General features: G+C 65.7%; 14 protein-coding genes. 10 read left to right on the forward strand and 4 right to left on the reverse strand.

The window, feature by feature from the left end; translation table 11 throughout:
- Nucleotides 1-136 precede the first annotated feature (136 nt).
- The gene (locus GGQ89_RS02430; protein WP_184103773.1) at nt 137-961 is read right to left on the reverse strand and encodes a hypothetical protein; all 825 of its coding nucleotides are present in this window, start codon (nt 959-961) and stop codon (nt 137-139) included.
- A gap of 5 nt (nt 962-966) precedes the next feature.
- A complete protein-coding gene (locus GGQ89_RS02435) occupies nt 967-1,689 on the reverse strand; it encodes a hypothetical protein (protein ID WP_184103775.1) in 723 nt (240 codons plus the stop codon).
- Nucleotides 1,690-2,407: 718 nt separating this feature from the next.
- On the opposite strand from GGQ89_RS02435, the gene GGQ89_RS02440 reads away from it, so the two are divergent.
- The 6 genes from GGQ89_RS02440 to GGQ89_RS02465 all read left to right on the forward strand — a co-directional run bounded on the left by GGQ89_RS02440 (nt 2,408) and on the right by GGQ89_RS02465 (nt 8,058).
- A complete protein-coding gene (locus GGQ89_RS02440) occupies nt 2,408-3,838 on the forward strand; it encodes a hypothetical protein (protein ID WP_056430392.1) in 1,431 nt (476 codons plus the stop codon).
- The gene (locus tag GGQ89_RS02445; RefSeq protein ID WP_056430388.1) at nt 3,828-4,664 is read left to right on the forward strand and encodes a hypothetical protein; all 837 of its coding nucleotides are present in this window, start codon (nt 3,828-3,830) and stop codon (nt 4,662-4,664) included. Before GGQ89_RS02440 ends, GGQ89_RS02445 begins: the two co-directional genes overlap by 11 nt.
- The gene (locus GGQ89_RS02450; protein ID WP_184103777.1) at nt 4,664-5,938 is read left to right on the forward strand and encodes a hypothetical protein; all 1,275 of its coding nucleotides are present in this window, start codon (nt 4,664-4,666) and stop codon (nt 5,936-5,938) included. Before GGQ89_RS02445 ends, GGQ89_RS02450 begins: the two co-directional genes overlap by 1 nt.
- Complete coding sequence (locus GGQ89_RS02455; RefSeq protein ID WP_156360969.1) at nt 5,938-6,906, forward strand: hypothetical protein; 969 nt, start codon at nt 5,938-5,940, stop codon at nt 6,904-6,906. Before GGQ89_RS02450 ends, GGQ89_RS02455 begins: the two co-directional genes overlap by 1 nt.
- 48 nt (nt 6,907-6,954) lie before the next feature.
- Complete coding sequence (locus GGQ89_RS20370; RefSeq protein WP_380865497.1) at nt 6,955-7,170, forward strand: SH3 domain-containing protein; 216 nt, start codon at nt 6,955-6,957, stop codon at nt 7,168-7,170.
- A gap of 345 nt (nt 7,171-7,515) precedes the next feature.
- Nucleotides 7,516-8,058 carry a thermonuclease family protein gene (locus GGQ89_RS02465; RefSeq protein WP_338112392.1) on the forward strand — a complete coding sequence of 181 codons (543 nt, stop codon included), beginning with the start codon at nt 7,516-7,518 and terminating at the stop codon, nt 8,056-8,058.
- A gap of 96 nt (nt 8,059-8,154) precedes the next feature.
- Here the strand turns inward: GGQ89_RS02465 and GGQ89_RS19825 are convergent, their stop codons facing one another.
- Entirely contained in the window at nt 8,155-9,396 is a 1,242-nt protein-coding gene (locus GGQ89_RS19825) for an SHOCT domain-containing protein (RefSeq protein ID WP_240456575.1), read from the reverse strand.
- A 287-nt stretch (nt 9,397-9,683) separates the two neighbouring features.
- Here GGQ89_RS19825 and GGQ89_RS20320 point away from each other — a divergent pair, with 287 nt between their 5' ends.
- From GGQ89_RS20320 to GGQ89_RS02485, 3 genes are all read left to right on the forward strand, one after another.
- Complete coding sequence (locus GGQ89_RS20320) at nt 9,684-10,592, forward strand: HNH endonuclease (RefSeq protein ID WP_184103781.1); 909 nt, start codon at nt 9,684-9,686, stop codon at nt 10,590-10,592.
- A gap of 104 nt (nt 10,593-10,696) precedes the next feature.
- The gene (locus GGQ89_RS02480; RefSeq protein WP_184103783.1) at nt 10,697-12,322 is read left to right on the forward strand and encodes a class I SAM-dependent methyltransferase; all 1,626 of its coding nucleotides are present in this window, start codon (nt 10,697-10,699) and stop codon (nt 12,320-12,322) included.
- 189 nt (nt 12,323-12,511) lie between these two features.
- A complete protein-coding gene (locus GGQ89_RS02485) occupies nt 12,512-12,913 on the forward strand; it encodes a hypothetical protein (RefSeq protein WP_184103785.1) in 402 nt (133 codons plus the stop codon).
- Nucleotides 12,914-13,034: 121 nt separating this feature from the next.
- Here the strand turns inward: GGQ89_RS02485 and GGQ89_RS02490 are convergent, their stop codons facing one another.
- Nucleotides 13,035-13,610, reverse strand: a complete 576-nt coding sequence (locus GGQ89_RS02490) for a hypothetical protein (protein ID WP_184103786.1) — start codon at nt 13,608-13,610, stop codon at nt 13,035-13,037.
- 44 nt (nt 13,611-13,654) lie between these two features.
- On the opposite strand from GGQ89_RS02490, the gene GGQ89_RS02495 reads away from it, so the two are divergent.
- Nucleotides 13,655-14,728 carry a hypothetical protein gene (locus GGQ89_RS02495; RefSeq protein WP_184103788.1) on the forward strand — a complete coding sequence of 358 codons (1,074 nt, stop codon included), beginning with the start codon at nt 13,655-13,657 and terminating at the stop codon, nt 14,726-14,728.
- Nucleotides 14,729-14,763: the final 35 nt, after the last annotated feature.

Genomic DNA, 14,763 nt, shown 5'->3' on the forward strand with positions numbered 1-14,763 from the left:
GGGCGACCGCGGCCTTGCGCCCCTGTATGAGGTATGTCGGACCGACCGGCTCGCAGTGGGCGTGAAGATCGCTTTATGCCCTCGCCGAGCCGGTGGTCTGCATGTCGGGCGATGCAGTCATCGCCTCTTTCCCGGATCAGCTCGTCTCGTTGCGCCGGGGCCAGGTGACGAACGGTGCCTGATGGTCACGCTCTGCGATCCATTCCGTCATCACCGCGAGGAGCTTGTGCGTCAGCTTGGTCGAGTCGTATTGGCTTGCGAGATCACCCCAGGCCTGCCAGCGGTCGAGGTGCCGACAGAGCCAGTCGTAGAAGCCGTCACGCTGGTTCCTGGTCGAGAACCCAAGCGTCCATACCGTCTGCAGGACCGGCACCGGACCATCGCTACGTTTGGCGAGCACGATGGTCGGTCTGCCCGCCTCGTCGCAACGGAGGAAGGCGGCATCCCAGCGACGGGCCTCCCGCTCCAGCCGTTCGAGCCGCACTTCCCGATCCTCGGGGCCGAGGCCGAGTTCGCGGAGCATCGCGATCGTCGCAGCGGACGGCCGGTTGCGGCGGACATCGTAGGGCCGGGTCGCAGCCAGCATGAGCAGCACCGACCAGCCTTCAGGCGTGAGTTCACCTACGCCTTCACCATTCCGCGCCAGAACCGCTAGACCCGTCGATGCAAGCCAGAGGTGGAACATGCGCTGGAACAGCCTATTGCCTTCGAATAGATCGGCGAGCTGCTGACGGTATCCGGGCTCCCTTCGCACGGTGGCGGCGAGCACGGCGTGGACGAGTTCGAGCACTTCGGCCGGCGGCTCACCGTTTTGGGTGGACATGCCGAGGCGACCGCACCACAGCGCGGAACGCAGCGATGGCCACGTCTCGCCCGTCGCGTCGTCGACGTAGACTGAGCCGCTCGACCTGCCTTCGATGCGATGCCAGTTGCCCCAGGGCAGTTCGGGATCGATGTCCATGATCCTCACCCCCTCGTCCGGTAGGGATCGTGGCTGGACGCCGACGGGCCGGGATCGGCATCGCGCGGATCGCGTCCTTCCTCGATGGCCTTCAGCTGGGCGGCGAGGCGGACGCATTCGCGGTAGACGTAGGCTTCGGTCCTGTAGATCGGTTCCACGCCTCCGATGAGCCGCTCCTGTTTCTTCTGGCGGCAGTAGCTCGCGTCCGGGAGAACGTCGCCGATCTGATTGCAGGAGAAGCCGAACCACCACGCGTCGGCGTGGCCCTGGCCCTTTGCAGCCTCGTTCTCGTAAACCGTCTGCCTGTGCGATCGCGATACGACGCGTTCGCGCTTCTCCCGGCCGGACGGATGGCAGATCGAAACGTCTTCCGGTTCGGAGGCTCGGCAGGCAGCGGCATAGTCGATTCCGCCGTGCACGCCGATGAGGAGATCATTGAGGGAACCGGTGCCGCGACCGAACATCGGATGACCGGGCGGGACCGACACGTATCCGGCGAGATACTTGCCGAGCGGCGAACGGCGCATGATGCAGCCGTAGCCGGTGGGCATGTCGGTCCAGCTGATCTTGTCCGCCTCCTCGCTCCACGGTCCCGATCCGACGGGATGCACCGCCGGCACGTGGAAGACGGCATCGACCTGAACGAGGTCGCCGCCTCCCGCCATCGTCCGGGTCATGGACCGGGGAGCGTCGGTGATGGTGATCTCGTTGCGGCTCTTCTTCGGCATTGGCATGTCTTCCCATCTCGTTGTCAGGCTTCGACGAGATGTGCAGACGTGGCTTCTTATCCAAACGATAGAGCGGATCAGTTTGCCAGGAACGAGGATCAGTTTGTCGGCGCCGTCGCTCCGATCACGGACTTGGCGGATCGGCTTGGCTTTACCGCTATGATCGCGACTGAAAATTGTGAGGTTGTAAGCCGTCGCGGTCGGTGACCGAAAGTTTCGGTCGAACCCGGGAAACACTTTTCCGATCGATCCCGTGAGCGAAATCAGGGCCACCCTTTCGCAGGAGGACGCGCCGCGAGTTTGGAGACGGGCCGATCCAGGTCAAGCGGATGGCGATGCTCACGGGCGTCAACTCGCGCACGGTCAGGAAACAGCTGCAGTCGGACAACGGCCCGAACGGCGCGGGGCTGGTCGTCCTTATGCGGCACTCCGAGCAGGTGACGAGCGCGGTGCTGGGCCTCGCGGACAGGCGCGAGACACGCCGCGGGTTGCGGAGGAAGGCATGCGGCGCCATCTGCGCGCTTCACTGCACGCGATTCTCGGCCACCTATGTCTGGACTGACCGCGATCTGGCCGCTGGCGGCCGATATTCCGCACTCGTCCGGATCGGGTGTGTCGATCTGACCAGTGGGGACACTTTGCAACCTTGCCGCCGGTCCGTCCTCTGCTATCAAAGACTTGCGGTCCGCGATGGGGGAATTGGCCGCGGGGGGATCAGGTGCTCGACAGAATCGGAGCGTTTCTGGGCCGGACCGGCGAGTCCAGCCATGCATACGACGTGTCCACGGAGACGTTCGTCCAGCCGCGTCTCGACCGGTTGGCGACCGACCTCCACCTCGAGCGCGACGGACTTTCCCGCGGTGCGGACGAGGAGCCCTCGAACGAACGCACGGAGTTCGACCTCGTGGAGACGCGGATCGTCGATAGGATCGAGAGGGAGCGCGCCAACGCGGACAACCAGTTCCGCGATATGATGAACACCTACCGCGACCGCATCTTCGATCTCGAGTTCGACACCAAGGTGAGCCAGATCCGTTCTGCGGCTGACATCGGCGTGGCGGCGATCGAGGGCGAGGCGGCGAAAGGCGTGGATCGGCTCAACCCGCTGCGTCGGGACATGCTCGAAGCGGAGCGTCATCTGACGACGTTCCGCCAGAAGCACGGAATTGATCGACCGGCCGACTATCCACGCACGTCGGGTCAGCGGTGGTTCCTGTATGGCGTCCTGTTCGTCGTGCTGATCGTCGAGATGCTTCTGAACGGCGTGTTCTTCGCCGAAGGCAGTCCGCTCGGGCTTGTCGGGGGCTGGTTCCAGGCGGCCATCTTTGCCGCACTTAACATCGGTATTGGTTGGGGGGGCGGCCGGGTCGGCACGACGCTCGTCTGGCATCGGTTCGTCGCACTGCGGATCGTCGGCTGGGCGGTACTGGCATCCTATGTCGCGGCGGCGACGTTCCTCAATCTCATGGTCGCTCACTACCGCTCGGCGTTCTCGGTCGATCCGGAACATCCAGGGGCCGTCGCGATGCGAACCATCCGGGACGGTGCCTTCTCCGGACTCGATGCGGCGTCGCTGACGATGTTCGCGCTGGGTGGCGCCTTCTCGATCATCGCCCTCGTCGATGGGCGTCGTATGGGAGACCCCTACTTCGGCTATGACCGCCCTTCGCGGGCGTTCGACGAGCGGCGTCAGGACTATCTCGACGACCGGCAGGACCTCCTCGACGCGATCCGCGCAGCCTACGAGGATGCCCACGACAGCATGAATTCCGAGCATGACGATCTGACACGCCGACGGTCGGAGAGCCGATCGATCCACGAGGCGATCGCCCGGACGACGCGCGGCTACGACGCCCATCTTGGTTTCCTCGAGCGGCTCGGAAACGATCTTCTCGGTATATACCGCGAGGCGAACCGGAGAGCCCGGTCGACGCCGGTGCCGGCGCACTTCAACCGCAGGTGGGAGATGCCGCGCGGCGCGTCGCCGTCCTATGGCGAGATCCGATATTCCGACGAGGAGGTTTCGCGCATCACTTCGGAAGCAAAGGCCGAGCTGGACGCGCAGTCCGATAGGCTCAACGAGGCGCACGAGCGGGCCATGACGCGCCTCCGTTCGCTTGACGACCTGGAGGCCTCGAATGTCCCGTGATCGCCGACCGCCGGCACGCAATCGGCGCAGAGAGCGCGAGACCGGCCAGTTCAGGCGGGGCGTCGCACTCTTCGTCGTCGGCGTTCTCGTCCTGCTCGGCATCGGCGGTCTCTACCTTTACGCTGGCCGGTCCAATCCGGCCCTGGATACCGATACGCTGTGTCCCTCGGGTGGCCCGACGGCCGTGACGGCCGTTGTCGTGGATGTGACCGATCCGGCGTCGAAGGTGACGCAGGCCGCGATCAGATCGCGGGTCCTCGCCGCGGCGGACGACCTGCCGCGATTCGGCATGCTCAAGATATTCGCGGCCGGGTCGGACGAGAGCGCCCTGCTCCAGCCGCTGTTCGCCAAATGTAATCCGGGCACGAAGGCCGACGTCGATCAGCTCACCTCTTCACCCGAACTCGTCCAAAAGCGTCATGACGAGCAGTTCGAGCGCCCGCTGGCGAAAGCGCTCGACGGCGTGCTCGACGTGCCGAAGTCGGATGCGTCGCCGATCCTGGAGGGGGTGCAGGCTGTGACGGTGGCGGCGTTCCCGCCGGCGACGTCGAGGCTGCCTCGCCGACTGCTGGTCGCGTCGGACCTGATTCAGAATTCGCGGGCCTACTCGATGTATGGTGGGCCGCTGGACGACCGGGCGGCAGAACGGGCCGGTGAGGCGATACCGGCGCAGCTGGAGGGGGTGAACGTCGAACTGCTGGTCATCAGGCGCGAGGCTCAGGACGCGCTCCAGGTGTCGCCGGCATTCGCGGACTTCTGGGAGGGGTGGTTCGGCACCTCAGGTGCGAGGGTGCGGCGGTCAACGCCGCTGCCGGGGAGGAACTGATGCGGATGAAGGTGGAGGAGGGCACCGCGACGGTGCAGGCGGGAGCCTTTCTCGCGGCGGCTCTGGCTGGCGCGGCGTCGATCATGCTGCTGAAGACGTTCGGCGTGAGGCAGATGTTTGTGACCATAGCGCCCTGCCTAGTGATGGCCGCATATGCCTCCCTGATCGTCCGTCGATACTACCGTGCGCGGGCCGACCAGATAGGCGACAACCTCTATTACTTGGGTTTCATCTTCACCCTAGTCAGCCTCTCGGTATCCCTCGCCCAGTTCTCAGCAGGGGGGACGGCGGAGGAGATCGTCGCGAACTTCGGCGTCGCGCTGGCCACGACGCTGGTCGGCGTGACGCTACGCGTCGTATTCAGCCAGATGCGCAGCGACCCTTTCGAGACGGAGAAGGAGGCGCGGCTGCAGCTCGCGGAGGCCTCGCGGCGACTGAAGGTGGAGATGATGAACGCGAGTGCGGAGTTCGGCATGGCCGCGCGGGCGAGCCGACAATCGGTGGCCGACGCCATCGAGGAGATGCGTGAGAAGCTGGGCGCGACGCTCGACGAGGCCGGCGGCAGACTGCGCGACGCGGTGTCGCAGAGCGCGGAAGGGCTTGCCGGAGCCTCGAAGGGACTGGAATCCCAGCTGGGCGGCGCAGCGGCCAGGCTGTCGGAGGCGAGCGATGCGCTTCGCGGTGCGCTCGATGCGTCTCAGTCCCGCTGGGACGACGGTCTGCGCGTCTCGATGGAGCGCAACACCGAGTTCAACACCGTCGGACGGCGCCTTTCCGCGGCGGTCGACCGGTTGGCCAAGCGCATGGAGGAGGGCGTCGGCCCCATCGACGGCGTGGAGCAGAGGTTCGCGGCGCTGTCTTCGGCGGCCGAGGGGCTGGAGGCACGCCTTGCGGGCGCGAGGGAGCAGCTGGACCGGGGCCTCGAGACAGTGGTCGCCATGGGCAGGGAGACGGTCGACGCCGGTCGGGTCGCGGCGGAGGCTTCGGCCGCGCTGCAGGCGCAGGCGGCGGGTCTCGAACGCGCCGTTGCGGCCATAGAGCGCGCGGAGATCGCGGCGGAAGCCATGGAGGCTCAGCCGGTGCGGATCAGCGAGGCGCTTGGCGACGTGGAGGAGCAGGTCCGGTCGGTGATCGACCGCGCGACAGCGGCGATGGAGCGGGTTGAAGCGGCGAATGCCGCACCGCCGCCAGCGGAGCCTTCGAACGATGAGGCTTCCCTCGTTCAGCCATACGTTCCGCCGGTGCACACCCTCCACGAACGGCCGCCCGCTTGATGGCGTTCGGAACCGACCGCTCCGTCGAAAGGGACAATGCGACATACCGCAAGGGTCTGGTGCTCGGCCTCACGCTGGCGGAGCTCGGCATCCTCGTCATCTTCGTCCTGCTTCTGGCATTCGGGGCAGCGCTGCTGGCGAAAAACCGCGAGATCGCCGGCCTGAAGCGCGCGGTGCCGGAGGAGCGTGCTGCGTCTCGAGTCGAGCGGATGCTGAGGGAGAAGGCGGCCGATCCCGCGGCTGCGCGGTCGCTGGCGCGCGAGCTGGTGGATACCGCCGTGCGGCAGGACGCGGTCGTGGAAGCCGAGCGTCGGTTGGGGCAGGCCTCCGCCGCAGTATCGAAGGCGGAGCAGGCCGCGAGCGAATCCGAAGAGACTGCTTCGCGGAGTGGGATCTCCGTGGCGGATCGGACCGATCCGGATCGCGACATGGAGCGGCGCGGAGAGGATCTGCGCCGTCGCATCGCGGACATCGCGGCCGAGCGGGATGCGCTCAAGGGGACCCTGGCGGATCTGCCCTCCGGCGAACGGGCGGTCGCAGACCGCGTGCTCTCGACCAGATTGGAGAACGAGCGCCTGAAGGGGAGCATGGCCTATGCCGCCAGACGCCTCGAGGCGCTCGGCAAGGGCTCGGAGAAGCCGGCCTGCTGGGCGACGCGCACGGGGTCACCTGAATACATCTTCGACGTGACCCTGACGTCCGGCGGAATCGTGACGCGGGACCGGGCGCTTCCGAACCGGCGCGCAGAGCAGGTGCGTCTCCCCCTTTCGAACATGGCCTATGGACGGGTTCTGCAGGGGCCTGGATTCCAGGCAATGACCAAGCCGCTCTTCGACTGGGGCGAGGCCCACGGTTGCCGTTTCTTCGTAATGGTGACCGACCGCACCGGCGCTTCGGAAAAGCGCCGCTACAAGACGCTTCTGCTGTGGGTGGAGGGGCATTTCTACAAGTATGAGAACCGGGCGTGACGTCCGGCATCGAGGGGACGCGCATGAGGGGCACTGCGAATGTTTCTGATGGCGACCGCACTGCTCTGGGCGGTCGGCGCCCACGCGGCTGTCGTCGGTGGGAACGACGTTAATTGCCGCATGGCGCCGCGGACAAACGCTACGGTCGTAGGGACGCTGCGGCGCGGAGAGGATGTGGCTGTCGTCTCGACCGAGGGCGCGTGGACCCGCGTCGACCCGCCGCGTCTTGCGGCGTGCTGGGTGCGAAGCGACCTGCTCGTCTGATCCTTGGCCACGTATGACACGTGGCCTGCTGCGCGAGCCGCGGGGCGGAAGTGGGCAGGCGCGAATATTGACCGCTCGTATGAGCGTGGTCTCGGCATCCATCGCGCCCCCAGGAGCCAGCACGTGGCGCGATCCGCCCGGTCCGCACGATCGGGAACGCGTTGCAGCCGGTCCCGGGGGCTGTATGACGGCGGCGGCAGCTGTCCATGCGGCGGGGGTGGCGTCTGCGTCGGTCCCCGCGGCGGCCGCTACTGCATCACGAGCGGAGGCAACAAGCGCTATGGCGTCTGACGACACCCTCATCCTGCCAATCGATGTGGTTGCGCCGATCCCGGCGTCGAGCGTGTGAGCCGTGCCCTGCTGGCAATGGTGTTGATAGGCACCGTGTCGCTCGGCACCCTGATCGGCGTTTCGGTGCCGCAGGGCGTAGGTGGCGGACCGGCTGAGACTTCGATCGCGCCGCACGGGCCGTCGAGATCCCCTCCGCCCGTCGAGGCGGACCCGGCAGCTCCGATGGCCATGGTGGGGGAGGCGACGTCGGACGGCGCGAAGTTCACGATATGCCATGTCGGTGGCGGGACGAACTGCGTTGTGGACGGCGACACCGCCTGGATCGATGGGGAGAAGGTGCGGATCGCTGACATCGACGCGCCGGAGACGCATCCGCCAAGATGCGGGTCGGAGGCGGAGCTCGGCGACAGGGCGACCAGGCGCCTGGCGGAACTCATGAACGCCGGCCCGTTCGAGCTCCGCCGGTCGGACCGCGATGTCGATTTCTACGGGCGGCGTCTGCGCGTGCTTGTCCGCGACGGCCGGTCGCTGGGCGACCAGCTGGTCGGGGAGGGGCTGGCGCGACCGTGGGAGGGGCGGCGGCGTCCCTGGTGCTAATCGCGTCGATGGAATCTTACGCTCGTGCCCATCGGTCTCGCGGCCTGCGTCGACGCCGCCCCGATCACATCGCCCCTTATCTACGTACGATTCGGATCACGGCCTTGGTGCCGTCAGCAGCTTTGCCTTGGCAGCCTGGAACTCCTGTTCCGTCAGCGCACCGCTCGCCTTGAGCTGGGCGAGCTTCGCCAGCTCGTCGCTCAGCGAAGGCGCGGCCGCCAGCGACGATGGAGCGCCCGAAGGAAGCGTCGCGGTGGCGAACGAGGCCGGGGCCTGCGGAAGCAGCTTAGCGGAGTTGCCGCACTGAGCGGAGACGATGTCGTAGTCGCGTCCCGAACCCATGTCGGCGTAGAGCGTGCCGCCGGACTGGTCCATGACGACTACGAAGGCGGTCGATCCCGTGTAGCCGCCCATCCGGTTGCGTGCGTTGACGAGTCCGCACGTCCAATAGCCTTCGATGCGCTTGCTCAGAAGCGGCTTCCAAGTCCCGTAGAGGAAGCCCCGCGGCCATTCGATGCGTGCGGAATCCGGGTCGATGAGCCGAGCGCGAAGCGCCTGCTCGCCGTTGCGACGGAACAGGTCCCAGTCGGGTTCGGACTTGGCGAAGGTCGTCTCGTCGCCCGGCCACCGGCTCGCGAGATCGGCGATTTCCCGGAACCGCGTGGCACCCACGCTCTGCGTGATCGAGGCCTGCATCGCGCGAAGGTTCTGAGCGACGCGGACTCGTGATGCTGGAAGGTAGGTCGCATCCTCGACCGCCATGCGCATGGCCTGAAAGTTGGCTTCGCCGATCACGGTGTCGTCTGGCTTACGGGACAGGGCCGCACACCGCGCGCGCAGCGCCGCTCCGCCGAATCCCAGGTTCACAGGACGCGCGAAGGTCGCGGCGCAATCATCGAACCTGCCGGCGGCCGCCTGGTCCAGCCCGAGCACGTAGGCCTCCATGACGGGTCGGCTGTTGACGCAGGTGATCTGGATGGCGCGCGTGCCGCCGCCGCGGCTGACCGTTGCCGGAATGTTCGCGTCGGGCGCGACGGTGCGCAGCACGGCGATCACGTCGTTCGGGGTCTTGTCGGCAAGATCGACGCCGTTGACCGAAAGGACCCTGTCGCCCGGCACGAAGGAGGATCCCGGGAAGGTGCGCGTGACGACGTTATCGCCTTGGATCTCGGCGTTCGTGGCGCAGCGGTCCTTGGGCTCGCCGGCGGCTCTAAGCAGCGCGACCGAAGACTTCGCCTCGGTCTTCAGCTGGTTCCTGTCCTGGGCGGTGGCCGCCGACGATGCGGCGATGGCGGACAAGGCGCATGCCGCTCCAAAGATGTTGATCGAACGTCGCATGTCGTCTCCCCCGTCTCGCCGTCCCCACGGCGAAGCCATGCAATCGCGGGTGGCGCAGGCGCTTGTCAACACGCGACTGACCGTTTGGCGTTTGCAAAGACGGCATCGCCGGGTTCTCGATGCCGTCGCATCCAACGAGCATGGTGCGCACGCTGAGCAGGCATCTTCGTTCTCGATCGCTCGGGCCTCGGTACGGCCCGGATATCGTCCAGCTGCGAAGGTTGCCCTTGCGCGGCAGCTCCTCTTTGCCTGATGTTCTCGAATGATTTCGCTGGGAGGTGCGTCACGTGAAGGGGGTGTTCGAGATCAGCGGATCTTCGCGTTACGACGACCTCATCGCCGAGCGCTATCACTTCCCCAGCGTTTACCTGCGGGCTGCCACGGCCTGTGTGCAAGACTGGATCGTCTATCGCGAAACGGGTTCCGGCGGCGGTCGGAAGGCCTACGTCGCCACCGCATTCGTTGACCGGATCGACGCCGCCTCAGCCGGCATGCACTATGCGCGCGTGTCGCGGTTCGTCGAGTTCGACCGGCCCGTGCCCTACCGCGATGACGGTGGACGCTTCGCGGAGCGCATGCTGCGCGATCTCGAAAATCCGGCGTTTGCGGGACGGGCGCTTCGCGGTCGATCTGTACGACCGCTCGACGGGCCGGACTTCGCTGCGATCGTCGATGCCGGCCTGTCCGACACTCTGTCTCCACAGCGCGCGATTCGTCTGGAACTCGACGCGGATCATATCGACCCAGCCACCGCAGCGCTGCTGTCGTCCGAGCCTTCGGAGCGGCGGGTCGAGCAGATGCTGGTCAACCGGAAGATCAGGGATGCTGCGTTCCGCGCCCACGTGCTCCATGCCTACGGCGACAGATGCGCCGTGACCGGTCTGCGCATGGTCAATGGAGGCGGGAAGGCGGAAGCGCAGGCCGCGCACATATGGTCCGTTGCGGACGGAGGGCCCGACGTCGTGCAGAACGGCATCGCACTTTCCGCGACGGCGCACTGGCTGTTCGACAGACATCTCATCAGCATCGGGGAGGGCTTCGACCTGCTGGTGTCCCATAACAAGGTGCCGTCGGAGCTCGTCCGGCTGTTCCCGTCGTCCGGCGTGCCCATCGGGTTGCCGGAGGATCCGAGACTGCGGCCGCATCCTGAATACGTCGCTCGGCACCGTGCTCGGTTCATGGGAGACGCCGTCTGAACGAGAGCGACCGTGTCATCGCCGCCTATGACGCGGCGGCCGGGGACCTTGCAGCCCGCTACGACGGGCTGGCAGGAGGCGCCTCGTTCAGCGGCATCAGCGCTTTGTTCCCATCGCGCGGCCTCGCGCTGGACGTTGGCGCCGGTTCCGGGCGTGACGCCCGATGGCTGCGTTCGCTCGGAATGTCGGTCGTCGCTGTCGAGCCGGCCGCCGGCTTCCGCCGACACGCCTCCGCAAACCCCGACGATGACATACGCTGGGTGGACGACCGTCTTCCCTCGCTGGACCGCGTCCACAGACTCGGGCTCGGCTTCGATCTGATACTACTGTCGGCAGTGTGGCAGCACGTCGCGCCAGCGGACAGGCAGCGCTCGTTCCGTAAGCTCGCGACCCTGCTGAAGCCGGGCGGCGTTCTGGCGATCACGCTCAGGTCGGGTCCGTCTCCTTCCGACCGCCCTATGCACGCAACGTCGGCCGCAGAAGTCGAGGGGCTCGCGCGATCGGTCGGTCTCGAGATCCTGAAGGTCGAGACCGCCTCGGACCTGCAGGGTCGAGCGGATGTGACGTGGTCGTCGGTGGCGATGCGCATGCCTGATGACGGAACGAGCGCGTTGCCGCTGATCCGCGGCATCGTGCTGGGAGACGACAAGTCGTCGACCTACAAGCTGGGCCTGCTTCGGGCAGTCGCCCGCGTGGCGGAACACGCCCCCGGTGCGGTGGCGCCCGTAGCCGGCCAAGCCGACGCCGTGGATCTGCCGCTTGGTTTGGTCGCGTTGTTCTGGATACGCATGTATCTCCCGCTCGTGCGGCTGGGGCTGCCGCAGGCCCCGAATAATCGCGGTCCCGACGGGCTCGGCTTCGCGAAGAACGGGTTTCGTCGGTTGCTGGCGGACGGCGTGGACGCGTCAGACCTTCGCGTCGGCGCCGTCTTCGATGCGGAGCGCGGTTCCGCGTTGGTGTCGGCGTTGTCGGAAGCCGCTTCGACGATTGCGAGCATGCCCGCGAACTTCACCCGTTTTCCCAACAGCGATCGCCGCGTGTTCGAGGTGGTGCGTGGTGGTGGCTCGCGTGCGGGCGGGTTGGAACTGACAGTCGCCGGATTGCGGCGCTGGGGTGCGATCGTGGTCCCGGGAGGACTCTGGCGCGCGCTGTCGCGGCACGGACCCTGGATCGATCCGATGCTCGTAGCGGAGTGGGCTCGGCTGACGCGCGGCTATGCGGATCGGATGAGCATTCCGGTCGAAACGGGCATCGTCGAGGCGGCGCTGGAATGGAGGGAACCGATACGGACTACTGCGATCGCGCGACTGGCTGCGGATCGGATCTTGGCGGAGGGCCGGCAGATCGAGTGCGTCTGGACCGGCCGGCCGCTTTCTTCCGTCAGGCTCGATGTAGATCACTGCCTTCCTTGGGCCGCATGGCCTTGCGGCGACCTGTGGAACCTCGGGCCGTGCGATTCCCGGGTCAATCGCCATGAGAAGCGGGACCGGCTGCCCTCGGCAGCGCTGCTTTCGCAGAGCCGTGAACGGATAATGCGCTGGTGGCAGGACGCCTACCTGTCGGATCCGGCACTCGCCGCGCGGTTCGGCAGGGAGGCGCTTGGCTCGTTGCCCGTGTCCGATGCTTTGGACGCCGCGGAAGTCTTCGCGGCTCTCGACTGGCGCCGACTGCGGCTCGCGCAGGACCAACAGCTTCCGGAGTGGTCTCGCCAGTTGCAGGATGTGACGTGAAGGCGGCGGGGCGCATGAGCATTTCGTGTGTTGCGGCTCAGGACGTCATCTCTGATCTGCGGTTTCGCAGCGGAGGCGGCGCCCGACGCGGGATGTGACAAGATCCTCCCAGGAACGTCGGATAGTTATGAAAAGCGAGGACATGTGGGAGATCATGATCCCACGACCGGGCAGGAAAAGGAGCTGACGATGCCGCGCACCTGGACGAAGACTGATGCGTTCGCGCATTTCGGCACGACGCTGACCAATGCACGATGGAGTTGGTCGGGCATCGCGCTTGACGGCTCGGTGGTGGCACTGGTCCTATGGCAGGACGTGGTGAAGGGGCGCGACGGCCGCTTGACCTATTTCGACGACGAGGATCTCGATGCCGAATGGCGGCGACGACCGGGACACACGGAACGGGTGCGTCATCTCGCGATCTGCCGCGACCGGCACGATGGTCGCTTCCGGGCCGTGATCGCTCGCGCCGTGGACGTCACCGCGGACCCGCGCGACATCGCGTCCTGTCATCCGCAGGAGGGCGTGTGGTGGAGACTCGACGAGTTCGACGAAGCGACCGGCGCCTTCCGTGCGCACGTCGAACGCTGATCCAAGGGCAGCATCTCACCGCTTACCTGTGCGCTCCGCAACATTCGGTATCTCCGACACCCCATGCGTCGGTAAGCCGGGATACCGGGGCAACTGCCCACGCGGCAGTCCGTCGTCAGGACTATTTGAACGGGTCTTTTGGAATGTGGGAAAAGCGATCGCGTTCACGCTGTTTGGCGGCTTCGTCACCGCGAAGATAGGTCCAGCAGCGATTAAAGGCTTCCACGGCGGCGCCGGAACCCTTGAGGCTCAGGCTATCAACGGTCACCGCTCCCTTCGTCACCTTGAAGTTAGAGCTCTTCGCGAATAGCGGCAGGAATTCGCTGGCCGGGAACGCCGACATCAATCCCTTTCGGATGCTGTCCTCGGTGCCGATTGCCTTGCGGTCGTAATACGATCCGCCCAACAGGTATTCGACTTCGTATTCCTCGTCCTTCTTAATCGACCAGTTGTAGTTGTCCACGATGACCACGATCATTTCGGGATTGCTGAGGTAGCGGAACAGTAGCAGTCGCGTGTCGCCCGACCCCTCGTATTCCTCCAGCATGCCGCAGAAACCGCTGTTCGGTTTTTCCGCATCGCTTTCCTGAGCGGATATGTCGAAGCCGCCCGCGTTTCCGAAGTCGCGCGCCATCGCTGGCGACACGACAGTCACCGCCGCAACGGTCGCTGCCAGCCAAAACTTCATCTTTTCCAAGGTCTCTGCCCCACCCAAGAGTGAAGGCTCGCTATAGCAGGTAGTTGATCGGCCGCCAGAACTGGGCGATCATTCCTTTGAAGGGCTTTATGGGGTCGAGACTGGGGGATGTCGTGACGAGCAACAAGAATCTTGGATTGGCGGGCGCCGCAGTGCTGATCGTGGGACTGTTCTGCCCGATCGTCACGCTGCCGTTTCTTGGCAACGTCAACATCTTCAATGATGGCACGAACCTGATCGCGTTGGTGCTGCTCGCTATCGCCGTCATCGGCGGCGCCATGGCGCTCAACGGACGCGAACACGACACGTTGTGGCCCGGTGTCGCGGGAGCCGTGATACTCGTCTACCACTTCGCCACCCTGCAGTACCGATTGTCCCAGATTCGCAGCAGCATGGACGAGTTGAAGGACAATCCGTTCGCTGGCCTCGCTAAGACGGCGGTCGGCGCGATTCAACTTCAATGGGGATGGCTCGTGCTCGCAGCCGGCGCAGGCCTGCTGGTCTATGCGGGCATCAGGGCACGTCGGGAGCTGGAGCAGCCACTGACCGCGCTTCCGGACAGTCCGGCGAAGACGGTCGCCGGCATCTCGACCCTGCTGGCAGTCGGCGTGATCGGCTGGACCATCGCGGGGGGCAACATCAAGACGGCAGGCAGCGATACCGGCCAGAATGCGTCAGGCCTGTCGAGCACGATATCGGATGGCGTGGGATTGCCAAGCGTCGAAGCGGAAGGGCCGGGCCCTGAGGAGGCTGCGTATATCCGGAACAATCTCAAGCTCTACGACCTCGAGACCAAATACTATGAGAGCATGCTGGACGGACGCGTTCCCGGTGTGGATTTCAAGATCAAGAACAATGGCGGCCGCACGCTGAACCGGGTGAAGGTCAAGGTGGTGTTTCAGGATTCACAGGGAAAGCCGATCGCAGAAGAGGAATACAGCCCGGTTTGGGTGGTTGAAAACAGCTATTCCAGCGATAACAACACCCCGCTGCGTCCGAACTACATCTGGCAGAATGAGAAAGATCATTTCTACAACGCCAAGAGTGTCCCATCCGAGTGGGCCGAGGGGAAGGCCACAGCAACCATCACTGACATCGAGTTTGCGCCGCGTAAGTGACGATGTCCAAACTTGTCGATTTGCGGAGTCGAGCG

Source organism: Sphingomonas yabuuchiae, assembly GCF_014199595.1.
Lineage (GTDB): Bacteria > Pseudomonadota > Alphaproteobacteria > Sphingomonadales > Sphingomonadaceae > Sphingomonas > Sphingomonas yabuuchiae.

What these genes read in the sequence shown, in the direction of transcription:
- GGQ89_RS02485 (WP_184103785.1), top strand. Translation starts at nt 12,512, where the DNA reads ATGCCGCGCACCTGGACGAAGACTGATGCGTTCGCGCATTTCGGCACG.
- GGQ89_RS20370 (WP_380865497.1), top strand. Translation starts at nt 6,955, where the DNA reads ATGGCGACCGCACTGCTCTGGGCGGTCGGCGCCCACGCGGCTGTCGTC.
- GGQ89_RS02445 (WP_056430388.1), top strand. Translation starts at nt 3,828, where the DNA reads ATGTCCCGTGATCGCCGACCGCCGGCACGCAATCGGCGCAGAGAGCGC.
- GGQ89_RS02435 (WP_184103775.1), bottom strand. Translation starts at nt 1,689, where the DNA reads ATGCCGAAGAAGAGCCGCAACGAGATCACCATCACCGACGCTCCCCGG.
- GGQ89_RS02450 (WP_184103777.1), top strand. Translation starts at nt 4,664, where the DNA reads ATGCGGATGAAGGTGGAGGAGGGCACCGCGACGGTGCAGGCGGGAGCC.
- GGQ89_RS02430 (WP_184103773.1), bottom strand. Translation starts at nt 961, where the DNA reads ATGGACATCGATCCCGAACTGCCCTGGGGCAACTGGCATCGCATCGAA.
- GGQ89_RS02455 (WP_156360969.1), top strand. Translation starts at nt 5,938, where the DNA reads ATGGCGTTCGGAACCGACCGCTCCGTCGAAAGGGACAATGCGACATAC.
- GGQ89_RS19825 (WP_240456575.1), bottom strand. Translation starts at nt 9,396, where the DNA reads ATGCGACGTTCGATCAACATCTTTGGAGCGGCATGCGCCTTGTCCGCC.